The organism is Seonamhaeicola sp. ABD4_175 (assembly GCF_056160885.1).
In genome coordinates this window covers 339,427-366,255 of record NZ_JBSWYC010000003.1, presented here as the reverse complement: position 1 = coordinate 366,255, position 26,829 = coordinate 339,427, and the positions used below count along the sequence as shown (strand labels likewise).

29 protein-coding genes are annotated in these 26,829 nt (G+C 32.4%); 3 read left to right on the top strand and 26 right to left on the bottom strand.

Going from position 1 to position 26,829, the window contains the following annotated elements; genetic code table 11:
• Positions 1-91 precede the first annotated feature (91 nt).
• The 20 genes from ACXAG4_RS11430 to mnmE form a co-directional block, all read right to left on the bottom strand.
• Entirely contained in the window at positions 92-505 is a 414-nt protein-coding gene (locus tag ACXAG4_RS11430; protein WP_464838145.1) for an HYC_CC_PP family protein, read from the bottom strand.
• A 71-nt stretch (positions 506-576) separates the two neighbouring features.
• Positions 577-2,529, bottom strand: coding sequence for a heavy metal translocating P-type ATPase (locus tag ACXAG4_RS11425; RefSeq protein ID WP_464838144.1), 1,953 nt, complete (start codon positions 2,527-2,529; stop codon positions 577-579).
• Between the two features lie 10 nt (positions 2,530-2,539).
• Positions 2,540-2,746, bottom strand: coding sequence for a GDCCVxC domain-containing (seleno)protein (locus ACXAG4_RS11420; RefSeq protein WP_120201171.1), 207 nt, complete (start codon positions 2,744-2,746; stop codon positions 2,540-2,542).
• Positions 2,747-2,751: 5 nt separating this feature from the next.
• Positions 2,752-3,339 (bottom strand): mercuric transport protein MerTP, encoded by a 588-nt coding sequence (gene merTP / locus ACXAG4_RS11415; protein WP_133355506.1) that lies wholly within the window; start codon positions 3,337-3,339, stop codon positions 2,752-2,754.
• Complete coding sequence (locus tag ACXAG4_RS11410) at positions 3,336-3,698, bottom strand: DUF3703 domain-containing protein (protein ID WP_475296213.1); 363 nt, start codon at positions 3,696-3,698, stop codon at positions 3,336-3,338. The genes merTP and ACXAG4_RS11410 overlap by 4 nt, the downstream gene beginning before the upstream one ends.
• 56 nt (positions 3,699-3,754) lie before the next feature.
• The gene (locus ACXAG4_RS11405; RefSeq protein WP_475296212.1) at positions 3,755-4,168 is read right to left on the bottom strand and encodes a Fur family transcriptional regulator; all 414 of its coding nucleotides are present in this window, start codon (positions 4,166-4,168) and stop codon (positions 3,755-3,757) included.
• A gap of 2 nt (positions 4,169-4,170) precedes the next feature.
• Entirely contained in the window at positions 4,171-6,357 is a 2,187-nt protein-coding gene (locus tag ACXAG4_RS11400) for a TonB-dependent receptor (protein WP_475296211.1), read from the bottom strand.
• A gap of 49 nt (positions 6,358-6,406) precedes the next feature.
• Entirely contained in the window at positions 6,407-6,724 is a 318-nt protein-coding gene (locus tag ACXAG4_RS11395; protein ID WP_475296210.1) for a DUF6660 family protein, read from the bottom strand.
• A gap of 71 nt (positions 6,725-6,795) precedes the next feature.
• Positions 6,796-7,899, bottom strand: coding sequence for a DUF4238 domain-containing protein (locus ACXAG4_RS11390; RefSeq protein WP_475296209.1), 1,104 nt, complete (start codon positions 7,897-7,899; stop codon positions 6,796-6,798).
• Between the two features lie 3 nt (positions 7,900-7,902).
• Complete coding sequence (locus tag ACXAG4_RS11385; RefSeq protein ID WP_475296208.1) at positions 7,903-8,541, bottom strand: hypothetical protein; 639 nt, start codon at positions 8,539-8,541, stop codon at positions 7,903-7,905.
• Positions 8,542-8,646: 105 nt separating this feature from the next.
• A complete protein-coding gene (locus ACXAG4_RS11380; protein WP_475296207.1) occupies positions 8,647-10,761 on the bottom strand; it encodes a Piwi domain-containing protein in 2,115 nt (704 codons plus the stop codon).
• A gap of 6 nt (positions 10,762-10,767) precedes the next feature.
• Entirely contained in the window at positions 10,768-11,061 is a 294-nt protein-coding gene (locus ACXAG4_RS11375) for a helix-turn-helix domain-containing protein (RefSeq protein ID WP_027879787.1), read from the bottom strand.
• A gap of 155 nt (positions 11,062-11,216) precedes the next feature.
• Positions 11,217-12,968: a DUF3987 domain-containing protein gene (locus ACXAG4_RS11370; RefSeq protein ID WP_475296206.1), complete on the bottom strand. Its 1,752-nt coding sequence runs from the start codon at positions 12,966-12,968 to the stop codon at positions 11,217-11,219.
• Positions 12,965-13,873, bottom strand: coding sequence for a BT4734/BF3469 family protein (locus ACXAG4_RS11365; RefSeq protein WP_027879785.1), 909 nt, complete (start codon positions 13,871-13,873; stop codon positions 12,965-12,967). The genes ACXAG4_RS11370 and ACXAG4_RS11365 overlap by 4 nt, the downstream gene beginning before the upstream one ends.
• Positions 13,860-14,087, bottom strand: a complete 228-nt coding sequence (locus tag ACXAG4_RS11360; protein WP_246109046.1) for a helix-turn-helix domain-containing protein — start codon at positions 14,085-14,087, stop codon at positions 13,860-13,862. The genes ACXAG4_RS11365 and ACXAG4_RS11360 overlap by 14 nt, the downstream gene beginning before the upstream one ends.
• A gap of 65 nt (positions 14,088-14,152) precedes the next feature.
• A complete protein-coding gene (locus tag ACXAG4_RS11355; protein ID WP_027879783.1) occupies positions 14,153-14,455 on the bottom strand; it encodes a helix-turn-helix domain-containing protein in 303 nt (100 codons plus the stop codon).
• A gap of 156 nt (positions 14,456-14,611) precedes the next feature.
• Positions 14,612-15,559 carry a DUF6617 family protein gene (locus tag ACXAG4_RS11350; RefSeq protein ID WP_105473072.1) on the bottom strand — a complete coding sequence of 316 codons (948 nt, stop codon included), beginning with the start codon at positions 15,557-15,559 and terminating at the stop codon, positions 14,612-14,614.
• Positions 15,559-16,653: a site-specific integrase gene (locus ACXAG4_RS11345; RefSeq protein WP_105473073.1), complete on the bottom strand. Its 1,095-nt coding sequence runs from the start codon at positions 16,651-16,653 to the stop codon at positions 15,559-15,561. Before ACXAG4_RS11345 ends, ACXAG4_RS11350 begins: the two co-directional genes overlap by 1 nt.
• A 7-nt stretch (positions 16,654-16,660) precedes the next feature.
• Positions 16,661-17,113 carry a helix-turn-helix domain-containing protein gene (locus ACXAG4_RS11340; RefSeq protein WP_255449828.1) on the bottom strand — a complete coding sequence of 151 codons (453 nt, stop codon included), beginning with the start codon at positions 17,111-17,113 and terminating at the stop codon, positions 16,661-16,663.
• A gap of 130 nt (positions 17,114-17,243) precedes the next feature.
• Entirely contained in the window at positions 17,244-18,668 is a 1,425-nt protein-coding gene (gene mnmE, locus ACXAG4_RS11335) for a tRNA uridine-5-carboxymethylaminomethyl(34) synthesis GTPase MnmE (protein ID WP_475296205.1), read from the bottom strand.
• Between the two features lie 121 nt (positions 18,669-18,789).
• On the opposite strand from mnmE, the gene ACXAG4_RS11330 reads away from it, so the two are divergent.
• Positions 18,790-19,962, top strand: a complete 1,173-nt coding sequence (locus tag ACXAG4_RS11330) for an HYR domain-containing protein (protein WP_475296204.1) — start codon at positions 18,790-18,792, stop codon at positions 19,960-19,962.
• 58 nt (positions 19,963-20,020) lie between these two features.
• Positions 20,021-20,443: a hypothetical protein gene (locus tag ACXAG4_RS11325; protein WP_475296203.1), complete on the top strand. Its 423-nt coding sequence runs from the start codon at positions 20,021-20,023 to the stop codon at positions 20,441-20,443.
• On the opposite strand, the gene ACXAG4_RS11320 is transcribed toward ACXAG4_RS11325, so the two are convergent.
• The 5 genes from ACXAG4_RS11320 to ACXAG4_RS11300 form a co-directional block, all read right to left on the bottom strand.
• Positions 20,432-21,268 carry a CvfB family protein gene (locus tag ACXAG4_RS11320; protein WP_475296202.1) on the bottom strand — a complete coding sequence of 279 codons (837 nt, stop codon included), beginning with the start codon at positions 21,266-21,268 and terminating at the stop codon, positions 20,432-20,434. The genes ACXAG4_RS11325 and ACXAG4_RS11320 overlap by 12 nt on opposite strands.
• Before the next feature lie 190 nt (positions 21,269-21,458).
• Positions 21,459-21,800, bottom strand: a complete 342-nt coding sequence (locus ACXAG4_RS11315) for a DUF2853 family protein (protein WP_475296201.1) — start codon at positions 21,798-21,800, stop codon at positions 21,459-21,461.
• Positions 21,801-21,897: 97 nt separating this feature from the next.
• The gene (gene menD / locus ACXAG4_RS11310) at positions 21,898-23,655 is read right to left on the bottom strand and encodes a 2-succinyl-5-enolpyruvyl-6-hydroxy-3-cyclohexene-1-carboxylate synthase (RefSeq protein WP_475296200.1); all 1,758 of its coding nucleotides are present in this window, start codon (positions 23,653-23,655) and stop codon (positions 21,898-21,900) included.
• A 71-nt stretch (positions 23,656-23,726) separates the two neighbouring features.
• The gene (locus ACXAG4_RS11305) at positions 23,727-24,842 is read right to left on the bottom strand and encodes a chorismate-binding protein (RefSeq protein ID WP_475296199.1); all 1,116 of its coding nucleotides are present in this window, start codon (positions 24,840-24,842) and stop codon (positions 23,727-23,729) included.
• Between the two features lie 3 nt (positions 24,843-24,845).
• On the bottom strand, positions 24,846-25,271 hold the full coding sequence (locus ACXAG4_RS11300) for a PaaI family thioesterase (RefSeq protein WP_475296198.1): 426 nt from the start codon (positions 25,269-25,271) through the stop codon (positions 24,846-24,848).
• Positions 25,272-25,479: 208 nt separating this feature from the next.
• On the opposite strand from ACXAG4_RS11300, the gene ACXAG4_RS11295 reads away from it, so the two are divergent.
• A complete protein-coding gene (locus ACXAG4_RS11295) occupies positions 25,480-25,839 on the top strand; it encodes a hypothetical protein (RefSeq protein WP_475296197.1) in 360 nt (119 codons plus the stop codon).
• Here ACXAG4_RS11295 and ACXAG4_RS11290 read toward each other — a convergent pair.
• Entirely contained in the window at positions 25,828-26,775 is a 948-nt protein-coding gene (locus tag ACXAG4_RS11290) for an NAD(P)H-dependent flavin oxidoreductase (RefSeq protein WP_475296196.1), read from the bottom strand. The genes ACXAG4_RS11295 and ACXAG4_RS11290 overlap by 12 nt on opposite strands.
• Positions 26,776-26,829 lie beyond the last annotated feature (54 nt).

The following is a 26,829-nucleotide window of genomic DNA, read 5'->3' as shown; positions in this document are numbered from 1 at the left end:
AGTTAGACATTGGCGTTAAGAAAACACCGAATACAGCAAATTATCCTTACGACATTGCAGTCATAGGATAAAAGAGTCTATTGTTTAAAAATCAAATTAAATAAGTCTCGTCAATCTTGTAGAGTTGCCTTATGACGAGTGGTGGTTTGTATTCTTCGTAGGTAGATACATTACTGTCTAAACCTTCAAAAAGGTTAATGTAAGTATAAACAAATGAAGCGATGAATACTTGTTGCTCAAACGTGATTTTGTCAACTTGCAATTGTAATTCGTCTTGACCTTCAATTGCTAATTGTTTATCATCACAACAATTTTTCTTGGTAATAGAACATTCTTCGGTTGAAGGCTTTTCCATTTCCATACCGCAACCTTTGGCTTTATGAAAAAGAGCAGTTTCTACCAAAGTATCTCCACAATAATGCATATTCACAGTAAATGACATTGTAGAGAATAACACTACAAAAGTCATTGCTAAAGACATTATTTTATGGAAAATCTGCTTCATATTGATTGCAAAGTTACGAAATTTTAACAACTATTGATTTTGTTTAACAGAAGTTTAATTGATTAATCTGCTTAATCCCATTTCATTTTCTGCAATCGAACTGCATTTAAAATTGCTAATAATGCTACTCCTACATCTGCAAAAACAGCTTCCCACATTGTGGCTAAACCACCTGCTCCTAATATCAAGACAATAACTTTAACTCCAAACGCTAAAATGATATTTTGCCAAACAATTTTTCTTGTAGAACGACTTATTTTAATGGCTCTAACTACTTTTGAAGGCTGGTCGGTTTGAATGATAACGTCTGCTGTTTCGATAGCTACATCACTACCTAAACCACCCATTGCAATACCAACGTTACTTGCTGCTAAAACAGGTGCATCGTTAATACCATCACCTATAAAGGCTATTTTGTTTTCAGGATTTTTCTTTAAAATTTCAACTTCGTTTAATTTATCTTCTGGAAGTAAACCACCTTTAGCATTTTCGATATTCAACTCTTTAGCGACTTGTTGCGTGATGGAATCTTTATCACCGGAAAGCATCATAATATTTTTAATGCCTACTTTGTGTAATGCTGTAATAGTTTCTTTTGCATCTTCCTTTAATTCATCTGCTATGACTACATAACCTGCAAATTGATTATCGATTGCAACTAATACTATCGATTCTACAATAGATTCCGTTTCAGATGGAACATTTATATTATTCGCAGTCATTAAGGCTTTATTTCCTACTAAAACTGTTTTACCATTAACAACGCCTTTTAAACCTTTACCTGCAATTTCAGAAACGTCTTGTGCTTCAAAATCTTCTCCTTCAGCTTTGTACTCTAAAATGGCTTTAGCAATTGGATGCGTGGATTGTTCTTCCAACGCCATTAAGTATTGCATAAATTCGGTTTCATTCCAACCAATTGCTTTTACTTCTTTGATTTTAAAAACACCTTTGGTAACGGTTCCTGTTTTGTCCATTACCAAAGTATTTATTTTGGTCATAGCATCTAAAAATGAAGCACCTTTAAATAATATTCCATTTTTTGAAGCTGCTCCCAATCCACCGAAATATCCTAATGGAATTGAAATCACTAAGGCACAAGGACAAGATATTACCAAGAAAATTAATGCTCTGTATAACCAATCTCTAAACACATAATCATCTACAAAAAAGTAAGGTATAAAAGTAACACCAATAGCTAAAAACACAACAATTGGTGTGTAGATACGAGCAAACTGTCTAATAAATAGTTCTGTTTTAGACTTACGAGCTGTAGCATTTTGAACCAAATCTAATATTCTCGCAATAGAACTGTCTTCAAACTTATTAGTTACCTCAACTTCAATAACGCTTTCTAAATTGATACTACCTGCGTAAACCTTTGCTTCTTTCTGAATGGAATCTGGTTTGCTCTCGCCTGTTAACGCTGCGGTGTTTAGAGATGCTTTTTCGGATAATAAAATCCCATCTAACGGTATTTTCTCACCTACTCGAATTTGTATTTTTTCACCAATATTTACAGCTTCTGGCGACACACTAACATAATCACCATCACGAAATACATTGGCTTCTTTTGGTCGAACATCTAATAAGGCTTTAATATTTCCTTTTGCTCTATTAACTGCTGCGTTTTGAAATAATTCTCCTACTGCATAAAATAGCATTACTGCCACACCTTCAGGATATTCACCAATGATAAACGCACCAATGGTGGCAATAGACATTAAAAAGAACTCGGTAAAAACATCGCCTTTTATAAGACTTTTCCAACCTTCTTTAATTACAGGAAATCCAACTGGAATATATGCTAAAGTGTACCAAACTACTCGAATCCATCCTTGAAATTGAGGAATCGCATCAAAATAATCTACAGCGATACCTACCATTAACATAACAAAACTTATGATAGCAGGAATGTATGTTTTGAATGCACTTCCATTACCGTGATTATGACCATCATCGTGAGAATGTTGTGCTTCTGAATTTGGTTTTAAATCTTTTAAATTGATTTTCTTTTTTTTCATCAAGTTAGTTTTAACAACAACTTTTGTTTTGTTGAATTGGTGGACAAGGAACTGTACCATAAGAACAATACACACAACAATCTCCTTTGTTTGGTTTTAAAACTGTTTTACATTTCTCACATTCATAAAAGAATTGACAGGCATTTGTTGGCATATCTTCTTCCTTTTTATGACCACAGGTTGGGCAAGTGATTTCAGATTTTAATATAGTTTGCATCAATTTTAATTTTTATCAGTTACTTTATAACCTGTAGAATTAATTGCTTTCTCAATTTCTAATTCATTAGTTTTAGTTTGGTCATACTCAATGATTGCGTTACCATTCTTGTATGATGTTTTTGAGTTCACAATTCCGTTAAGTTTATTTACTTCGTGGTTTACGTGAGCTTCACAACTGGGACAAGTCATTCCACTTATTTTATACTCTGTTGTTTTGATATTTGATTTATCAACGACAACAATTTGTTTCTCTGAATTTGGATAAAACATACTTGAGTAGTATGGAAATGCCAACATCACTATTGCGAATACTGTTACAACTCCTAAAAAGGTTTTTGACTGAATAAATTTTGGTTTTTTATCCGTTTCACATTCACAGTCGATTTCTTTTTCTGGTTTTAATTTTTGATACCAAGCAAAGAGAAGAACTAATATAGTTAGCCCTATTAAGTAAGGTCTAAATGGTTCTATCCAAGAAAAAGTTGAAGCTACACCACTTGTTCCTGCAATTAATGCCAAAACTGGTGTGATGCAACACAATGAAGCTGTGATTGCTGTTAGGATACTTGTAACCGCTAATTTATTTTTCATTCTATATCTAATACTTTTTCAATGTCATTTGGAATAGGCATACGTTTTAATGGTGGTACGTTTGCGCCACCTGTATTACCAAGAGGAACGTGATTTATAAATGATTTCCAACCACCAACAAGCAATCTAATAATTTGACCGAATACTTCTTTAGTATCTTTTTGTCTAAATCCAAACTTTAGCATTAGCCAATGTGAATAGGTATGTTCTATAGGATAAGACTGTCCTATTATATGACTGCGTTCTAAATGAAACCAAGCATTACCAAACCGCTTATTTTCTAAACAGAAACTGTATTGTTTTAATTCTTCGTTATAAGCCTGTTTAAGATGTTTAGGCATTTTAGTATTAAACTTCATATCCACTAATTTTGGATAAAAGTAATTTAATAGTAAGTGCAATGGAAGTGCATTTGTTATCCACTACACTTATCACATATACCTTTTACAACCAAGTTTACATTTTCCGAAACAAAGCCATCAGGCACTTTAATTTGGGGTATTTTATGGTCTGTTAAGCAAATGGTTTCATTGCAATTGTTACAATGGAAGTGTAAGTGCAAATCCGTTTTTATATCACAACTACAACCTGGTTCACATAATGCGTATTTGATAATTCCTGTGCCATCATCAATTTGGTGTACAATATCCTTTTCTTCAAAAGTTTTAATAGTTCTGTATAAGGTAGTTCTATCTGCTTTTTCAAAAGCATTTTCAATGTCACTTAATGTTACCGCTATCTCTTTTTCTGCAAGAAACTTATAAATTAACATACGCATTGCTGTAACACGAATATTTTTTGACTCTAATACTTGTTCTATTGTTTCCATATTTAATCGTGGTCTTCGTTTCCAAATGGTTTAATAATAAGACCTACACTAAATATAAAACCATCTGTAGGTGCATAAATCTCTGGAAAAACAGGATTGTCGTGTGGCGGTAAAACTAAAGGTGAAAACCTGCTTTGTCTTCTATCTGTAAAATTCTCAAAATTCACAAATACACTTCCTAATTTAAAATTACGCATCACCAATAAACCCATAGTTACAAAGTCTGTAGTTTCTGTACCATTGGATAAGAATTGTTTTCCTGTATAAAAGGTTTCATAACCAATACGCCATTTTTCAGATTCGTACATTAAAACACTACCTGCGTTATGCTTTGCTGTTAATGGCTTTTGTGGATTACCAGGTAAATAATTTAGTTTGGTATCAATAAGTGCATAGTTTAAAAACCATCTAAAGTCTTTGTATGTAAATTTTATATTGGTTTCTGCTCCTTTACTAAAGATTTCATCTGGTGCATTTTCAAACTGAAATAATCCGTTATCTGTTGAATTTAAAAGCAATCCATCATTAATAGCGGTAACATAGAATAATTGATTTATCGAAAAACCAATCTCATCAGATAGACGAGTTTGATAATTCAAATCAAAATTAACACCATAAGAACGTTCTGCATCTACTGTAGATTTATCTATTGCAAGCACATTTTCAAAGTTAATATACTCTGCTTCTTCTGTAAAAATATCAGGAATCTTATACCCTAAACCTCCACCAATTCTACTTGAAAATCCACTATTGTTTTTATAAAGTAATGAAATTCTTGGAAGTGGAAAGAAACCGAAATCCGTATTATAATCTGCTCTTAATCCAGTTTCCAATATCCAATTATCTGATATGTCAAAGATATTATTTGCAAATGCACCAAAGGTTACATCTTTTTGGTCTCGCTGTAATGGTACGTTATCATTTTCATCAAAATTTGAGGTATATAGATTAGCTCCAACTATCCAATCCGTATTTTCTGATGCTGTATTATAAGATATTTCAGTAAACGTATTTGTTTGTTTGCCATCAAAATTGAAATCCGGAACAGTTAAGTTCCTATCGAAAAAAGAGACACTATTTTTAAACTCTAATGAACTAACGGAATCTAATTGTGTTTGATATACAAATTGACTGCTTAATCGTTTTGAGTTGTTTTCTTCTGTATATTGATGAATACCATCCGCACCACTTTCAATTTTGGTAATATCTCCACCAATTCTATCATCATACGTTCCGTTTAACCCAAACCAGAGCATTGTTTTATCTGATGGATAATAAAACAGTTTAGGATTAAAAGAAATTGATGTTGTTTTTGGTAGGTTGCTAAAGCCATCATCTTCTGGGTCGTATGCTTTTTGATAATGACCAGAACCATAAAGTGATACACCGAATTTTTCATTTCTTTTACTATAAAATACATTGGCAGTACTTCCTAATGCTTGTGTTTGTGTAAGCATTATATCTAAAGCAGGTTCAAAGTCTGGTGTTTTAGATACCATATTTACCAATCCTGCAATAGCACCACCACCATAAAGGGTTGATGAACTTCCTTTTATAATTTCAAATTGTTGTAAGTCTAAAGGTGGTATTTGTAGAATACTTAATCCACTTGAGAAACCACCATATAATGGAAACCCATCTCTTAAAAGTTGTGTGTATCTACCATCTAATCCTTGAATACGAATGTTGGTGCTCCCACTACTTAATGATGTTTGTTGCATTTGTATTCCTGTACTTTCACGAAGCACCATAGAAATATTAGTAGGGTTCATTATTGCTTTTTCTCCTAATTCCTCTGCACCGATAAACTCGATACGTGTTGGTATTTTTCGTACTGTTCTTGTGCTTCTTGTAGATTGCAATACTACAGCATCTAATTGATTGCCACCCTCTTTTAGTTTAAACACTAATTCTGTATTACTTGGAATTTGAATTGTTGTCTCAAATGTTTCAAAACCTAAAAAGGAAATTATTATTTGATGCTGACCGTCTGGTATTTCTGTAAATTCTGCAATACCATCAAAATTGGTGACTGCTCCTTTTTCTAATGCTTCAAAGTAAACAGTAGCGCCCATTAAAGGTTCGTTATCTGCCTCTGTTATGACTTTAATTTGTATGTCTGATGTTTGTGCCTTTAACGATAGGCAAAGTATTAATATGAACTTTAGGCTCAATAGGTATTTATTCATTGAATTATAATTGTAATTAACTAAATAATTGATTTAAAATCGAAACGTTTTAGCTTATTACTTGTGGCGGTTGCCAAATATTGGAAAGGAAGTTAAACCTATAAATAGGTTGATATGTAGAAATTAACTCCGATGAGATTTCAATATTGAGTTTTAAATCAAATGTCTTGATTGGTTCATAAGTAATTGCCATACCACAACAATTACAAATACAAGTTACAGGACAAGAATCGTCACTATCTTCTTGGTGGTTGTGATTAACACTTATCTCGTCTTGGTGTTGGTCTTCTTTATTTTGACCATCAGAACAAGGCTTTGCTGAAAGCAATAGTATGATTAAGGATAATATGATTGTTATAAATTTCACAATTACAAAGATAAAAATTTAATGATGCAATAGTTGTGCAAAAGATTTATGAAATTCTATTATTAACCAAATCACCATTTACCCATTTTAGAAAGTACTTTTTTATACTTCAGCATTTGAATATCATCCTTACAATAAGGATGCTCTAACAGCTCTTTAAGTTTACCAATAAATTCCTTTGAGACAAATCCTTTTTTCTTTAAAATTTCAAACAAAATAAGTGCTTGTTCTGCTCTATATTTAGCTTTTTTGAGAAATTCCTCACCATTTTCTGGTTTTTCATAATGATTTTGAATATCGAAATGTTTATCAATATCGCCTTTATAACCAATTAATAGTTTTTCTGCATTCTGTTGGGTTACTCCATTTGTAGTGAATACATAGTCTCTATCTTGTGTAAGTCGATTAATTCTTGTTTGGCCATCTGCATAGTCATTGGGATGAATTTCTAAATAATGTGAGCGGTCTAATGGTAAAGTTATTACTGCTCTTGGGTCATATAACCCTTGAAAACGATTTGTTTCAAAATGCCTGATGGATACAGGATTATCGCAAGTTATGAGAGGTGCATTCGCATCATTAATTTTAATAACATTAATAGTACAGTCATATTTATATTTTACAAAATTTCCCCATTGTTCTAAATGGTTTACTAAAAAAACCGTTCTTGAACGTTCGTTATGTTCTTTTTTTACAGCTTCAATATCATCAATGTGAAACTTTATTTTTTCGCCATATAAGTTCATTTTTATCATTCCTTCTTCATCTGCTGTATGAGTTGCTCTATCAAAAATTTGATTATTCATACTCCGTTGAAGATTTAGAATTCTTGGTGTTCTAAAATATAGTGAGAGACAAACATAGAGTATCTGTATTTTTTGTTCTTGGGTTACCGTTAAAACTTTTTCATCAATAAGCAGGGAATAGACCTTTTGAAATTCACTATCTACATTTTCAGCGTAATGTTTTTCTAAAGCATATTTAACCTCATCTGATTCTGCCGGTATTGTATAAATGTTCTTCTCAAAACAAATATCTTTTGTACTTATTTGTTCAAATAATATATCATCATCTAACTTGTAAACATCAACAAAATAATTTCTTTTTCTACCTTCAATTCCAAAGTTCTTTAAATATGAACGTGGGATATAATGTTGTTTTATTGGGTTTGACATACTCTACTTTACTTCGTTTAAAGGCATTTCTTTACTTCCTATTTTATCTAATAAACTTTCGATGTTGTTTATTATTTCTTTAAAAAACTGTGGATTATCAAATATTATTTCAAATCTATTTTTTGAAGACACATATTCCTTTAGCGTAAACCGACCTTTGCTAAAACTCTTAATTTTATTGAACTTTTTATCGCTATTATTGACAGAATCGTTGTTTTTAATTATACCCTTGTGATGCACAACTAAATTACGTACTTGTCTAAAATTATCAATAAAACTCCATTCAGGATTGAGGATAGAAAAATCTACTTTAGCAGACTGCTTTAAAAACTTTTTTACTTTATCAATATCATTATTACCCTTTAAATCATCTACTCTATAATCTGTTTGTTTATAGGATGCGAACCTATCACAGCCACGTTTTAAAACATCTTCAAAAAAAGAATACAGCTGTATGACTTGAGCGTTTCTGTAATTTTTGATGTAAACATCATTAAACATAAACACATTGTCAATAAAGGAATCTTGTATGTGGTCTAAATATTCTTCTGAATATTCTGATTTATCTATCTCTTTGGAACTTTGAAAATTATCATATTCAACCTCAATATTTTTTAATTCCCTTTCGAAATGAGTTTCCATATGATTCATATAATCTTCAATTAAATGAAACTCAAAATGGATAAAACCAAATCCCATTATAGATGCAAGTGTTTCTTTTCTTCTTAATCTTGACATATCATTATTTTATAAAAACCATAAGGCATCTTTAGCATCGTCTGGAACACCATTATTAAATCGTGGTGCTATTTGTGCTACCATTTCTGGGTATTTTATGGTAATAGGTACATTTTGTTGTCTAAGTGATTTCCAATACAATCTGCTAAATTGATATACCTGTGTTAATAACTCTAAAACCACGTCTGCATCTTCAAAAGCATCTTCATCTGGACTGCTTACCTTAATTTTTATTGGAAACGGATAACCATCTGTATCTGCATATCGCTGTGAATTAGGATAACGTGCATTATTAAACAGTAGGAATTGATTTTCGCTAATACGTATGTATGTGCCACTTACAGGCATTAACTTTTTACCCCAATTGAGGTCGTAAGCAATAATATCTTCTGCTTCTGTTTTATTGATATTTAAAATGTAAAGAGGAATTTTCAACCCTAATGTATGCATCCCTCTAATAATTGGTTTTAGTTCCTCGTAACTCATTTCCTTATAAAAGTGAATCACTACTTTATCTGCTTCTGCAACCGATGTAAAATCTCTTATGGCTTTACATATACTACCTGCTAATAGGTCTGTTTCGCTTTGGTCGAAATATTCGAACTTTCTAAACAAGCCATTGTTTTGAAAACTAAAGGCACTTGCTATATACCGTCTGTTTTCGCCTTGATTGGTAAAAGCACCAACACCTATTACTAACTCTTTTTTGTCAGTTACTGCGAGCTTCCAAGGTGCACCACCTAATTTGGCGTGAATTGCCAATGCCATATTCTGTAATGAGAATTGGAAGTTATATTGGTTCTCGATATTGACTACCATTTTCTCATAATCTACAACCTGTGTAACAATACCTTCGTTTAAAAAGAGTTCTTTGATTTGGATATAGATGTCTCGGTCTTCGGGATTTGATGTGAACTTATCGAAAGGACTTAAATAGAACGCTGCATAACGTACATTATCGTGGTCAAACGAAAGGTTTTCTAACTGCTCTGTTATATCTGGTATTGGGTTGTTTTCGTTGGTAAACTCTATAAAATGTTCTTTAGACGTTGAAGCCTTAATATTTACATAAGCCTCAATCCCTTTAAAATATTTTTTTTGAGAGGTAACACCAAATTTAAGGTTGTTATAAAAGGTCTTAATAGCTTCTTTATGTGACGTATGGTACACAAAGAAAAACTTAATGTTTTGGTTGTTTGGTCTTTTATAGGGATTAAGATTATTCATTGCCAATTTAGGCACTAAATGGGTTTTCTTGTTACCGTATTGGTCTTTACCAAATTCTAATAATCCTACTTGTGGGTCAATGTGATTGATACGATTGAGAGGCACATCAATAAAAGCATCAGTCTTAAAAGGAAATATGGTTTTAAAATCTTCTGTAAACAGATAATTGGTAGCGAAATTATTAATAAGTGCTACATACTTTTGGTATTTGTTGGCTGGTCTTACAGGTTCCTCAATAGGTATGTTTAATGCTCGTGCTAATGGCAAATTAAAAATAGGGAATGCTTGGTCAAACTGAATAGCATTGTGAAATTCTTGTTTTTCCTCTGTATCGAGGTCCATTTGGTAATTAAACGTTTTTTGACCGTATACACAACGTTTTATTAGCTCTGAATCCTCTATATCCTTAACCGAAGTTGTAAGGACTTTTGATGTGCCATCGTATGAAACAATTAACTCTGGTAGGTCTGTGAGTTTTGCAAACTGTATTTTAAATGAAAATTTATAGTAGAGGTTATAGTCTGCTGTATTTCCTTTTTTGGAAGGCATCCACACTTGTACATCACCAACGAAGTTTTTTACTACTATATAATAGTCTTTAGATTTAAAATAGCTTCTTAATTGGTGTTTAAGGTATTGCTTATATATTCTTAATTCTCTACCATCTACTAAATTTAGCTTAATGCTTGGTGCATCTGGTATTTCTGTTGTAAATGTTGTAAATATTTGGTCTATGTTAGATAAGTCTGCATCTGGAAACACCTCTTTAATCTGCCTTGAAAATTTAGAATTATGGATGGGATGACTGCCTTCAATTTCTTCTAAAGTTAAATAAATGGTAGGCGCACTATCAGGCCATTTAAAGTTGAGTATGTTCGTTTTGAGGTGTTCTTGCATAGACTATTATTTTTTTGTCAATCTATTTAAATTTTCTTCCGCTATTTTGAGGATTTCCGTATGTTCCTTTTCATTTTTGAGCATTAGTACAATTTGTTCGGACATCCATAGCTTAATTAATTCATTTTCGTCTTCTTTTAATGTTTTGGCAAAAGCAACTACTTGTTCGCGTCTTGCCATCCGATTTCCTCTTTCTATTTTGCTTAAATAGGCAACGTCCATATTTAGGTTTGCAGCCATTTCCCTTAATAGCAAATTGCGTTTTTCACGCAATGAGCGTATGTATTCCCCAAATTCCATAATAGAATTATTTAGACTTGTCAATATTTGTCTAATTTAAGTAAAGGAAAATAAAAGAAAAGAAAAAGATATAAACAGTTATTAACAGGGGATGAGGATATTAAGGATTTGAGGAAGTTAGTTTAATCATATCCTTAAATCCTCAAAATCCTTAACTATGTCTTTGCAGGATTTGAATAGTTGTTGTGCGCTTCTCTGTGTATTAAACCTGCATCAACAAATTTGGTAATATAACCTTCTGCTGTTTTATGTGGGATGCTCTGTTTTGTGGCTAAATCTAAATACTCTTGTCTGGTAAATTGCTTTGGCAAACTTTCTAAAAAGCGTTCCTTTCTATTTAATCGTTTTGTTGCTTTTTGCTCAATAGGTAAGTCGTTAAAAACTTTACTACTGTGTTTTACTAAAATTGAAATTATGGTTAGTGCGTTTTTAAAATCTATATCCTCACATTCTTTAGTTGCGTTTACATCACCATCTTCCATAATGCGAAATGCTGTGAATAGCATCATTATCCTAAACGCAATTAAGCCTAAACGCCTTATCGTTGCGATGTACTCTTCGGGTTGTAGGTTGATGTATTTGGTCTGTAAAGATTCAAAAAACGTATTGAATTGCTGTTGTTGGGTTGTGGTTAACCGTATTTCAATCTCTGGATTGTTTTTCAGGGTTTTATACAGTCCTAAAAACTCACTACCCAATTGGTTGTAGTAATCGTCTAAACCTACTTTATTGCTATTTTGAAACACGTTTTTCCAAGTTGGTTTAATATTCATATAGTAAAACATAAAGCGACTGAACAAGCCATTTTCTGCATTAGGTATTAAGGTTGCCACTTGTTTTGGTGTCCCTGATAATACTGTTGATAAACACGGTTTCTCAATATCTACATATTCTCTATCGGTTCTACGATAATAACTTATGGTTTCGTGATGAAAGGCTTTACGAAATCCATCGGAATAATTACCATAATCGCTTTTAAAGGCTTGTGCTAATGTATCTCCTTCGGTTTCAAAAATTAATCCTCTACCATCATTATCAGAAATTAATTGATATACGCCTGTTACACTATTGTTAGCAGGAATAAACAGCATTCGTTCTGGTGGTTTACTCGGTTTTTCCAAGTTTTCATCTTTGCCTTTGTTCATATTGTAAGTAGCAGTTTCTGCTTGAAATTGCTGTTTTAATACTTTGGCTTGTTCCCGTTTTAACTTGTGAACAGGTTCTACCAAATTTTTAATTTGGTTAAGTCTTCCTTTACCTGCAGATGCAGGTGCTGTAACAAATAGATATAAATTACAAAACACTTTACGTTGGTCATAGATTCCGAAGAGTTTAGGAAAGCAGGCACTAAAAGCCGTTAAAGCTCCTAACAACAAAATGTCCTTTTCCTCTTGACTGCTCGCTGGATTTACAACTTGTTGTAAAAACTGCGGTAAGGTATTAAATACCTCATCCGGTATTGTTGGCATTGCTTGGTTGGGTGTATCAACAATAGTTGCAACGTTTGTTGCAACTTCGTTGTTGTACTGTTGTTTGGTCGGTTTGATACCTGATTGATGTGCGTTATGGTAAAAGGTAGCAATAGTAATTCCGTGTCCTTTTGCATTTAGGCATTTGTTGAATTGTGCGTCACATTCTTTGGTATCGTAACCTGCATAATTTTTACTTATACGGTGAAAATAATCCCTTCCTATTTCTCCATATTCTTCTGCTAAAGCAAAGCCTAAATCTCTCCAAGTTGCATAACTTCCTGTTATGTCTGTGCTTGATTGCTCGATTGCTGAAATGTAGGATTCAATATCGTTATCAGCAACAGCAACAACATTGGTTGTTGCTGTGTTGCTTTTTGGTTTTGTTGGCTCTTTAGGAACTTCTAACCAATCTTTTGGGTTAAATATTTTAGTCATAATGCTTGATGTCTTTTATGTAGAAAGGCTGTTGGGTCGTATGGTAAAAAACACGCTCTGGAAACGTCTTTACCTGACTGGTCAACCTCAATGTTATAATTGTGTTTAATGTAATTTGCAACTGCTGTGAAATACTCTGAATGTGATACTTCTGAAATATCTATTCTAATAATCCATTTTAAACCATCACCAGATGGTGATATGAATAGCATTTCGGTTTCAAAATATTCATCATTTAAGAGCTGTGTTCTTAACTCTTGTAGATTCTCTAAATGGTCAAAATCAATGGTTAATAAATTAGAATGCTTTAGCAAATTTTTATCGCCTCGTTTTTCAAATATTCCTGAAAGTGTTACGTAATCAAAGCGATTTGCTTTGAATTTACGTGCTTCTTTTACATTGGTAATTGCTCTTAATTCTTCAGTAATCCTTTTGTATTTATCACTTGTGATTAATGCAAATATTTGATGCAGTCGCAATGTTTCCGCAGGAAATACATTACGAACAGGTGCTTTGAAAAAGCTACAGTAAGCATACCAGGTATCGTCTGGTTCGTTTAACCATTCTAACTCGTCATTTTCTTTGATTTCTAAATTCAGATGTACTGCTTCATTTATTTTCTGCAATAAATCAGCTTCATCAATAGTTTTAAAATGATATTTGGCAAATTCAAATACATCACCGTTAAAGGTTTTTAGTTCGGTATCTCTATGGGTTGCAATCACTCCATCAATATGAATCCGTAAAGTTTCTTTTCCACCATTAAATGGGTTACGAGTTATCCCGCAGTCCCTTCCTTTTACGGAAAGGACTGTTGTATCAGGATAATACTGTCTTAACACATAGGCATAAATCTTTAAGCCATAATGTGTTTTGTCTAAAATTGCTTCTCTACTTATTTCCATCTTGCTTGAAATTATGGTTGTAGTAGTTATCTTGAAGCAATTGCTCTATGTCAGCAACTCTATAGTAAAATTTACCTTTTACTTTGCTGTAAGGCAAAGTGCCATTGGTTCTTAAAGTTTGCAACGTACGCTTACTAATATGTAAAGTCTGCAATACATCTTGATTGTCTATCCACGTATCCTTTAATACTTCTGCTCTCGATTGTCGCAACAATTCGATACGTGCTTTTAAGTCCTTAACATCTTGCGAGAGCGTTAAGAGTAAATCGATTATTTCTGTCATAACTTCACCGCTCCTTTCTTAATTAGGTAATCGGCAGCTTGCTGTTCGATTTCATCTCTTGAGTCCATACGGTTACGTAGTAACCAATGGTCTAACTCTTCTCGTTGGAAATAAATCTTTTTACCATTCGGTTTATAATGTGGAATGGTTCCCGTACTTGTAAGTTTATACAAGTGCGATTGGGATAATTCTAAATACTTGCAAGTTTCATTAAAGTTTAATACTTGCTTTTGCATTGTTTGTTGCTCTAACAAGAGTTTTTCAATGCGGTCTAACTTTTCGATGATATTTGTGTCCATCGTTTATTTTGTTTTAAATAAATGAGGACATCTGGCCAAATGTCATTCTTGGTTTTCAAGAACAGGACAAAGGTTCAAAATTGGCTTCTCGATTTTAGTAAGAGTGTAAAACAAGGGTAAGACAACAGTAAGGTTTCTTACTATTCTTACTGTTTTTTATTGCAGTTGTTGGATAATTTTATCTATTTCTTCCTTTTCTTTTGGGTTATGAACTTTGTTTTTGTGAAGATTATTAGCCTTTAATAGCGTACCTGTTTTGGTAACAAATTTTCCAGAACGTTCTATTGCCGTAGGATTGAAATAAATAAAAAATGGTTTAAGTTTTGTTACAAGGTAACTAAACTGTGTCGTCTCGCATTGAAGATAAATTTGCGATTCTGTATTTGTGAAATCTTTTGCTAATAAGAGTTCGTGCAACTGTTCTACAGTTGTACGGTTATCTAACAAATCTATTTTTAGATTTACCAGTTTGAGCACAGTTAGCAAAGTTGAAGTGTCATTACTTTTATATCCGAAAGAAGTCTTTGGTTTTGCTTTCGTTTTTGATGTTTTTTTGGTAGCAACTTTTTTAGTGGTGCTCTTTTCTATCACATTAACATCAAAAGTTTCATCATTAAAGTATTTTTCTGCAATTTCTGAAATAGAAAATGTTGTGTTTTCTGAAAACTGACCGTATTGCTCTTGTAGTTCAGCATACAATCTTATAGCAGACACTTTTAAGTAGTTTATGATATAATTATCATCATTATTTAAATCTGCTGTTATTCCTCTCTTATTGATATAAGTTGCAATGTCATTTAAGTACTTATCAAATTTATTAAGTAGAATAGTATAGCTATATTTATTTTCCGGTGTAGTTGCATTTACGGGAAATTCTTTTGAAAATGATGCTACTGTATTTTCTGTTTCAATAAAGATTAGCTTTTGGTAGTATTCTTTTTTCGCATTTAAAGGCTTTTTAAAGTTTACTTTAAAAACTGCATTATTGGCTTTTGGATTCAATTTAAAATCAGACAGTAGGTATTTAAAATCCTTTTTTTGTCTATTATCTCTATGTAAGCCATTGGTTATAGAAACCAAACTTGAAAATACACTTCCTTTCATTATAAATCCAGTTGAATACGGTTAGCAGCTTCTTTCTTTTTATCGTCAATTACTTTAGCATATATCTGTGTAGTGCGTAATTCTTTATGACCTAATAATTTTGATACTGTATATATGTCTGTACCCAATGTTAATTGTAAGGTAGCGTAGGTATGGCGCGCGCAATGGAAGGTTATATTTTTAGTAATACCTGCTTTCATCATCCATTGTTGTAGCTTTAAGTTAGACCAGGCACTATAATGTAAGCCATCAAACACTTTATCATCTGGATTACCTTTTTCTCCTAATAGATTTCTTGCTTGGTCTGATATTGGTAAGGTTTCTACACCTTTAGTTTTCTTTTGTCTAAATCGGATATAATATCCCATTTCTTTAGAGTGCTGGATTTCTGACCATATTAGTTTTTCAATATCTGACCAACGTAATCCGGTTAAAGCTGAAAAAATAAAAGCATTTTTTAAAATAGGTAGTTCACATTCTGTATTAACTGCCTTTTGTAATTCATCAAGCGTTAAAAATTCTCGTTGAGGTTCGCCTTGTTTAAAGTATTCAACACCATTTGCAGGATTTACTTTTAATATACCATCCTTTACAGCCTGTTTTAATGCTGCTGAAAATTTCCCGAAATATGAATATTTTGAATTTTGAGACAATTGCTTACCTGCTCTACCTATTGCATCTTTATCTAAATACTCTTTGAAACGCTCAACAAATGATTTGTCTATATCTTGAAAACTAACATCAGTTGGACAAAACTTTTTTAAATGTTTTAGCATACTATTCCAATTCCCATAATTGCCAGAGCTTGTATTTTTCTTTTCTGCTAAAGCTGTGATGTAAGTAATAAAACTGCCTTTTAGCTTTTCAATATCTTGAAAGCCATAAATACCGTTTTGAATTTCAATCTGTCGTTGTGCACAAATAGTTTCTGCAAGTTGCTTCGTTTTCCTGTTTACCTCTCTTTCCGTTTTGGTTTTAGGATTTGGTGTAAGGTATAAGCGTAAGTATTCGGTTTTACGTTTACCTTTATGATAGTAATCTAAATACAGGCTTATTTTGTCGTTTTTCTTGCGTTGTCTTAATGTTACTTTCATAATGGAATTAATTAAAGAGGTTTTCTATTTGCCATCTGGCCACAATACGCTTTCTACCAAAAGGAACTGCTTTTAAACGTCCTTGTTGAATCATTCTTTGAATGGTCCATCTACTCACACCAATAAGTTGTGAGGCTTCTGTAACGCTTAAAAAATCCTTGTTATTTACAGCATTAGGATTGTGAACTTCAACAACTTGTTTTTGCTGTTGCATATCTTCAGTAAGAGTAGCTTGGATTTTTTCTTTACGCTTACGTGCCTTATATGCTCTTTTTGCACAAGTATCGCCACAGTATTTAGTAACTGTTGTACGTGCTGTGAAGGCATTACCGCAATGCTTACAAGTTTTAGGAATGAATAAATTACTGCTCATAAATGGTGCTTTATGTAGCGTAATGGTGCAACGTGGTGCGTTATGGTGCATCATTTCGCCTTTATTTTCGCCAACAGATTTGGGCAACAAATCCGTATTTAAGGCAACAGATATACAACAAATTTAATCAAAAAAGAGCAATAAAGCAACAAATAAAAGAAGATAAAAACCTATAAAAACAACAATAACAAGTGATTAACAAATAAAAGAAAGTAAGTTACTTCCCAATACAGAAATTAGAAAAAATATTACCAAGTAAATCATCATTAGATATTTCTCCCGTAATCTCACCAAAATAATATAAAGCCTGACGAATATCTATTGCCAACAAATCGCCTGATAAGCCAGTTTCAAGCCCATAATTTACCTTTTGTACTTCTTCTAAAGCCTTTAGTAAAGAATCATAATGTCTTGTATTTGTTACAATAGTATCGTTATTTTTTAAAGCGCCTGTATTTACAAAACTTAAAAGTGTATTTTTTAGTTGCTCTACACCGTCATTTGTTTTAGCCGATAACATTTGAGCTTGAGATTTAGCTCCTGTTTTGGATATATTTGTAAGTGCTTTATTTAATTCTGAAAATTGTACTTCAGAAATTTTGTCAGATTTATTTGCAATAATTAATAACGGTTTTTGCGGATACTTGTTTTTAATTTTTTCAATTTCAACTTTCAGTAGTTTTGATTTTTCGGTGTCATTTACAAACACATCAGCTTCAAAAAGATAAATAACTACCTGTGCTTGTTCTATTTTTTCAAAGGTTTTTTTAATTCCAATGCTTTCAACTACATCTTTGGTATCTCTTATACCTGCTGTATCTATAAACCTAAACCCTATGCCGCCAATAGAAATTTCATCTTCAATAGTATCGCGTGTAGTACCCGCAATGTCACTTACTATAGCACGTTCTTCATTTAAAAGTGCATTTAATAATGTAGATTTACCAACATTGGGCTCTCCTACAATAGCTACTGGAATACCATTTTTAATAACATTACCCACAGCAAAAGAATCTATTAAACGTTTTAAAACCGTTAAAATTCTAGCTGTTAAATCTTTAAACTGGGTTCTATCGGCAAATTCTACATCTTCTTCTGCAAAATCTAATTCTAATTCAATTAAACTAGCAAAATTTAATAACTCTTCGCGTAATTTGGCTATTTCACTAGAAAAACCCCCACGCATTTGTTGCATAGCAATTTGGTGCGATGCCTCATTGTCACTAGCAATTAAATCGGCTACGGCTTCGGCTTGACTTAAATCTAATTTCCCATTTAAAAAAGCACGCAATGTAAATTCGCCCGCAGTGGCCATTCGGCACCCGTTTCTTAAAAATAATTGTATTATTTCTTGTTGAATATAATTAGATCCATGACAAGATATTTCCACTACATTTTCTCCTGTATAAGAATTTGGGTTTTTAAAAACAGATACCAAAACTTCATCTAAAGTTCTATTATCATCAATTATATGTCCCAAATGTATAGTGTGCGTTGGCTGTTTTGCTAATTGCTTGCCAGAAACAGATTTAAATTGTTTTTCGGCAATAGTAATAGCGTCATTTCCAGAAAGTCTTATAACTGCAATGGCACCTGCTCCTGAAGGTGTTGCCAAAGCTACAATAGTATCATTATTAATCATGCTGCAAAAATATAATATTATTTAGTGCTTTGGCTCATTTGTTTTATTCATATAACCATTTGAAGCATTAAAAAATTATAATAAAGTTAAAATTTGTGATACTAAACTAAACAATTGCACAATGATTAAACAAAAACTGATATTTATAGGCTGTTTAACTGCTGGCTTAATAATTACAAATTGTAGTAGCGGTAATGATGATAACAACACACCAACAGCCGATACTATTAATCCAACAATTAACTGCCTTGAAACTATAAATATTTCTGTTGATAATTTTACTACTGAAACCGCTGTAACATACACAACACCTGTTGGTACAGATGATAATGATGGTGCTATAACAACACAAATTAGCGGTATTGCATCGGGTGAATTATTTCCAATAGGAACTACCACCAATACTTTTGAAGTTAAAGATGCTGCTGGAAACACCAGTACATGTAGTTTTGATGTTGTTGTTTCTCAAAATGCACCCTCTGAAAATATGCCGTTTTTTGTTGAAACCAATTATACACCCAACGGGAAAAAATGGGTTAAGGTTGATGCTATGTCTGATGAGTTTAACACTGTAAGTTTAGATGAAACTAAATGGAAAAATACAGACCCAAACCAATGGATTGGAAGACCACCAGGTCTTTTTAAGCAGAATACAGTTTCTCTTGAAGATGGGTATCTTAAATTAATTGCCAACATACTACCCCAACCTGAAACTGTAAACGGAAACGAATTTACCCATGCTGGCTCTTACATAACTTCATTAACATCAATTGGACCAGGACATTATTTTGAATGCCGTATGAAAGCTAGTAAAACATTTATGTCTTCAACTTTTTGGTTAATAAACAAACGAAATGAAGGAAGTGGTTGCAATAGGCGTGTTACTGAATTTGATATACAAGAATGTGTTGGAGAAATAACAACCAATGCTGCTTGGGCTCAAAGCTTTGATAACAGTATGCACTCTAACACGCATAGTAGAAATGCAGACTGTACTGAAACACCTACAGGTTCAAACGGAAACTCTGAAGATACTTCATCAAAAGTGTATGATGAATTTCATGTATATGCTGGTTGGTGGAAAAGCCCAACTGAAGTAGAACTATTTTTAGATGGTGTTAAAGTTGGTACTGTTACACCGCCTTCAAACTTTGATTTACCCATGTATATGAAAATGGTTGTTGAAACTTATGATTGGAATCCTGTGCCAAATGGTGGCGGAATGAATGGCACAAAAGAAGAAAGAACAACCTCATACGACTGGGTAAGAACATGGAAATTAGAAGATAACTAATTTATTGTTTTAATACATTAAAATAGAGTATATTTGCGCCCCATTTTACAAAAACACCATGCAAGTACAATCATCATTATTAAAAAATGAATGTATAAAAGAAGAAATTATACCTATAGGTAAATTATATTTTTTTGATATATTTTTAATAGCAGAATTTAAGGAAGGGGTTGTTGTTAACTTTGAAAATTTTAAAGAAGCAACGCTACTTATAAAAGAATTTTACGGTAATAAGCCTTTTGGTTTTATTGGTAATAGAGTAAACTCATACGCCATTGATTTAAAAGACGGCCCTTTGTTCACCAAAGAATTCACCAACTTAAAAGCCTACGCTACTGTAATTTACAATGTAATTAACAATAAACTTTTTGACCTAGAAAAACACTTTTTTAAGTTTAATAAAGAAAATTTTACCGATTTAGATTTGGCTATTGAATGGGTTAAAAGCTGTGTGAATGAAAACAAGTGTTTACTTATTTAATAAGTAAACACCATCTGTTTTAATATCTATTTGGCGTTGTTTATATAAAGTTCCAATAGCTTTTTTAAAGCTTTTTTTACTCATTTGCAATACGTCTTTAATTGTTTCTGGGTCAGATTTATCGGTTAAATTTAAAAAGCCGCTATTATCTTCTAGCATTTCTAAAACACGCTTAGCATTAGGCTCTATATTTCTATATCCTATTTGGCCTAAAACAATGTCTAATTTATTACCAGGTCGTATTTTTTTAACAATAGCTTTAAACTTATCACCTACGTTTACATCGGTAAATATGGTATCTTTAAAAATTAAGCCTGTGTGTTGCTTATTTACAATAACATTCCAACCAATATCAGACGGATGCGAAACTATAATATCTACTTCATCAAATTGGTTTACTGTTAATGTTTTATTACTTAAAAAATGGTTTGTTTTACTTGAAGCTACAAGTCTTTCGGTTTTTTCATCTAAATAGCAATGTACCAAATACCAACCGCCTGGTTTCATTTTAAAGGCCTGTTCTTTAAATGGGCAAAAGAGTTCTTTTACCAAACCCCAATCTAAAAACGCACCAAAATCATTTACCTGGCTACAGCGCAGTAAAGCAAAATCGCCCAGAGTTATGTAAGGCACATCGGTGGTGGCTACAAGTCTTTCTTCATTATCTAAATACACAAAAACATCAATTTTATCCCAAATTTTAAATGTACTTGGCACATAACGGTTTGGTAATAAAACTTCGTTATTTTCTTCATCTACTAAATAGACGCCGTGGTCTGTTTCGCGTAGTATTTCTAAGGTATTTATTTTTCCTAATTGCATCATGTGGCAAAGGTAGTAATATAAACTAACAAATTGTGTTTTGCGTTAAGGATTGAAGCAAGTTACCGTGTAACGTGGAAAGCCTGACCCCGATTTTTCATCGGGGTAACGCCCAAATATATTTTTAAGTTTACCGCATAAAAAAAGCGCTACTATGTGCAGCGCTTAATATTTTTTTTATAAGAATATCTATTTATGAGTAAATAGCTTCTTTACCAAAATGTTTGGCTAATAAGTAGTATACAACAGCTCTGTATTTTGTTCTGTTTGATTTACCGTATTGCTCAATTACGCTGGCAATTGCACCGTCTAAATCATCAGATTCACTTAAACCTAATTTTTTAATTAAGAAGTTGTTTTTTACGGTGTCTAATTCTTTTTGGTCTGAACCAGATACGGTTGAAGCATCTGCATTATAAATAGATGGCCCACAACCAATTGTTACTTTGGTTAAAAAATCCATGTCTGCATCAACTCCACATTTCTCTTTTAAATCTGCTGCGTATTTTGCAATAAGTTCGTCACGTTTACTCATGATTAATTTAGTGTTTAAGTGTTAGTAAAATATTTTAATTGATAACTTTTTTAAAGATACAATTTTTAGACACAGCTGTAAAAAATAAGTCACATTTTTACTTTATAAATTTAAAATAATTTAAAAGGATTTCATCATTAGTATTTTTTGGGGTAAATATTTCTAATAATTTTGGAGTATCGTCTTCATTAAAAAATGTTTTTAAAACGCTTTTTAATGATGTATCATCATGTGCTTTTTCATAGTTAAACCCATACATGGCGCATAAATGTTTTGCTGTTAAGTGGTGTGTGGTTTCAAAATAGGTGTCAAAATTTTCGGTGTTTTTGTGGCCGGGTAAAATCCTGAAAATACCACCTCCTTGATTGTTTATTACTATAATTCTAAAATTTAAAGGAATATGGTTGTTCCAAAGAGCATTGCTATCGTAAAAAAAGCTTAAATCGCCTGTAATGAGCGTTGTTTGTTTGTTTGAAACTGATGCAAACCCAATAGCTGTAGCTGTACTACCATCTATACCACTTGTACCACGGTTACAATACACCTCTAAAGTATTATTTAATGTAAACAACTGCGCATAACGTATGGTTGAACTGTTGCTTAGTTGTAAAACCGTATGGTTTGGTATGGCTTGTAATAGTGTGTTAAAAGCCTTGAAATCTGAAAATGGAATGGTTTTTAAGTACGCACTATGTTTAGAAACTCTATGCTTTTTTACGTTTTCCCAATACGTTTGATAGTTACTTTTTACGGCATTTATTTTAGGTAAAAATACGTTGAAAAATGTATTTGGTGTGGTTTCTATAATTTTATTTAAACTGAAAAACGTGTTGTTAGCTTTAGTATTACCAATATGCCAATGCTGTTTAGGTTGGTAATGGCGTAAAAATGCTTTTATTTTTTTTGATACTACTAATCCGCCAAAGGTGAGTAATATTTCTGGTTGAAGCTTATTGAAGTCATCTCCATTTAATGGCGCAATTATTTGATCTATACTTGGAAAAAAAGCATTGTTGTGAATGTTTGAAGTCGTTTCTGTAAAAACAATAACGCTTTTATCATTAGCTAATGCATCAAGCCAATGCTGCTCAATGTCGTTGGGTTGATTTACGCCTACTAAAATCATTTTACGTTTTGCGTTATTCCAATCTGCAACACAAGTATTTAAAACATCATCATTAACCGTATCATCTTTTATTTTAGGTAATTGAACTTCTGGCTGTACAGATAAATGTTCAACACGTTCGTATAATGGTTCATTAAAAGGCACATTTAAATGTACAGGTCCTTTTTTTTCTATTGAAACATTAATGGCTTTGTTAATTTCAGTTTCATTATAAGTTTGAATAGATTGTTTTAAACCTAATAATGTTTCAATTTTATTTTCTAAATTTTGAAAAATAGGCACATCTTCGGTTTGATTATCTGCTTCATTTTCATTTAAATCTTGCTTCAAATTGGCCGAATAATGAATGTGATTTTCAAAAACATTGGGCTGATTAATGGTTTGCCCATCACCAATACCAATTAAATGCTTAGGTCTATCTGCCGAAATAACTACTAACGGAATATGGCTGTAAAAGGCCTCGGCAACTGCCGGATAATAATTTAATAGCGCACTACCCGATGTACAAACCACAGCTGTTGGTTCTTGTAATTTTTGTGCAATACCAAGTGCAAAAAATGCCGCACAACGCTCATCTACAACGCTATAGCATTTAAAATAATTGTTATTTGAAAACCCAATGGTTAATGGTGCATTACGGCTACCAGGAGATAAAACTATATGTTTAATACCTTTAGCTTTACAAAGTTGAATAACGGTTTGGGCTAACGGAATTTTAGGATACATCATAGAACTAAAAAATGTAATACAAAATTACAAAATAGTGCTTTAAATATATGCCAAAACCACTGTTAATACTTTTATAAAACCGATTTTATTATTAAAGATTTTGAAACGGTTTCCTCCCACTCTTTTTCGGCATTAGATCCTTTTGTAATACCGCCACCTATATACACTAACGCTTGGTTATTTTTAAGTTGCATGCAACGCAAGTTAACATACAATTGTGTGCTTTTTTTAGTGGTGCTGTATGCCCTATTTTCTATGTTGCGTTTGCTAGATCGTGGTTTTAAAGTAGTTTCATAGTTTAATTCTCCTAAAAAACCTGTATAAAACTCACGATTATAAGGCTCGTGTTTTAAAATAAATTGTTTAGCTTTTTCTTTGGGCACACCACAAACAGCTGGTGTTGGGTGCATGGTTTTTATAACATCGTTTAAATTGGCAGTAGTTTTTAACTGTGCAGATATTATGGTTTTTAAATGTAGTAAACTACCTGCTTTAACTGTGTTTGTTTTTGAAACCTGAATACTTTGGGCGGCAGATTTTAAATTTTTAACTACATAATCTGTTACGTATTGTTGTTCTTGCAATTCTTTATTTTGCCAAACCACATCTAAACTGCCATTATACACTTGTGTACCGGCCAAGGCCATTATAGAAAATCTGCTACCTTCAATTTTCACTAAAGTTTCTGGGGTAGCGCCTAACCACAACCCTACTTTTGGGTGATACCAGCAATACACAAATGCCTTTTGATAGTTTTGAAGTAAGCGTTTGAATATTAAAAACGGATTATCGGTGTTTATTTCTATACTTTCAACCCGTGATAATACTACTTTTTTTAAAGTGTCTTCTTTTAAAACTTCAACAGCTTTTTCAACTAATGCTATATGCTGTTTTTTTGAAACGTCATCAAATTTGGCATTTGTATTACTTGAAAAATTGCTAGTTTCAGTGTAATCATTTAATGCTATGGTTTCACAAGCTTTAAAAGGAAATAAAACTGTTTTTTGAGAATCATCAAAAGGAGAAAACACAAAGCCTTGTTCTGTAAAATTTGATGTTGTATGCAATTCATCAGTTTTTTGTAATAAACCGCTAACTTTTGTTTTATTTGGCTTACGGTATACTACAAATGGTAACTGCTGTTTGTATTGGGTTTCAATATGGTTGAAAAACACTTCCGAAGTCATTATTTATCTATTTTTTGGAAGCGAAATGGTAGTTAATTTACAAACTGATATTAAGTTTTCATCATCATCAGTAATTTTAATATCAATAAGTTGTGTGGTACGGCCTTTATGTAAAAACGTAGCCTTGGCATACACAAAACCAGATTTTACGCTTTTTAAATGGTTTGCAGTAATTTCTAAACCACGCACAAACATGTTTTCTGTATCAATAAAAATATGCGATGCAAAACTACCTACGGTTTCAGCTAAAGCTGCTGTAGCGCCACCGTGTAAAACACCATCGGGTTGATGTACTTTGGGTGTAACAGGCATGCGGGCTATTAAAAAATTGTCACCAAAATCAATCATTTTAATATCTAAGGTTTCCATTAAAGTATTTTTGGTAGCGTTATTTGCTTGTTCTAATACCATTTCTTTAGATAGTTGCATGCTGAATAGTTTTATAATTTTTAGTTTGCAAAAATACAAAACTTAAAGCATTAGTATTTATTTTGTTTTTGTTGGTTTATATTTTTTTGAGTTTACAAACTGCACTATTTTATGTTTTTATCTATTAAAATTCACTTTTAAACTATTATAAACTTTAATATAAAAAAAAGGTTTTAAAATTGAATAATTAAAAGTAAATCAACCAATTATGAAATCTTTTTTGCTATTATTAACATGTATGTTTTGTGCCGTCTCTCATGCACAATATCCTTCAGAAGATGATAAATTGCATATTATTGCAGGTGCAGTTATTTCAACAAGTATTTATACCGTAGTTTATATTAAAACAAAAGATAAGAAAAAAGCCTTTTGGTATAGCTTTGGTATGGCTACAGCCGCTGGTATTACTAAAGAACTTTTAGATAGCGGAAAACCCAATAACAAATTTGATACTGTTGAAGCTGCTAGTAGCGCACTTGGTGGACTAGCCGCTAGTTTTACCTTAAGTATTTTTACAGGCAAAAATAAGGCTAAAAAGCAAAAAAAAGCTTTACAATTAACTAACTAAACCTTTTACAATAGCTTTAACGGGTAAAATAGCTTTGGTGTGCTCTATACTTGGGCCAGCAACCCAAACTGTTTTGTAGGTAGCTTTTGTAGCCGCATTTTTAGTGGCATTCATGCCTATTGAAAAACGTATCATTTTCACCCACTTTTTAAGTTTTCGGTTTTTATTTAATATGTTTTCAATCCACGTAGATTTTGTGCCTATTTTTTTTACATAAGGTGTATTTATAACAGTACACGGTGTACCAGAAATACGTTCTGTCATTACAATATCATCTGCACCATAATCTACACAAGCTTGTTTGTACTCATTGGTTACACCAGCTTCTACAGATGCTATAAACGGACTGCCAACTGATACGCCTGAAGCGCCGTAGCTTAACATTTTATCAACATCTGCCTTACAACCAACACCACCTGCCGAAATAACAGGAATATTACAATTTGCTACCAATTCTGTAATTAAATCTTTTGGTGAAATATTGCCTCGGTGGCCACCTGCTTCATTATTTACAGCAATAATAGCATCGGCACCTAAAGCTTCAACTTTTTTTGCAAATTTTAAATCGGTTACATCGCAAAATACTTTTATACCTGCTTTGTGAGCTTGTTTTATGGTTTCCTCTGGACTACCTAATGAGGTTATAATAAAATCACAACCTTCGTTACACAAAACTTCTAACTGCGCTTTGTATTTTACATTCGATTTATTTACAATTAAATTAAACCCAAATGAACCACCTTCAACTTTTGCCTTTTTAAGAGCTTGTATAGCCTCACGTAATTCTACTAACGTACGGTAATTTAATGCTGGTATACAACCTGCTATACCACTTTTCATAGCCTCGGTTACCATAGCAACGTTAGATACCAAAAACATAGGTGCTTGTATTATAGGGTGTTTTATATTTAAAATATTGGTGATACTTACAGACATACTATTTCAATTTAAACAAATATAATAAATATTATGCATGCATAACAAATTTAT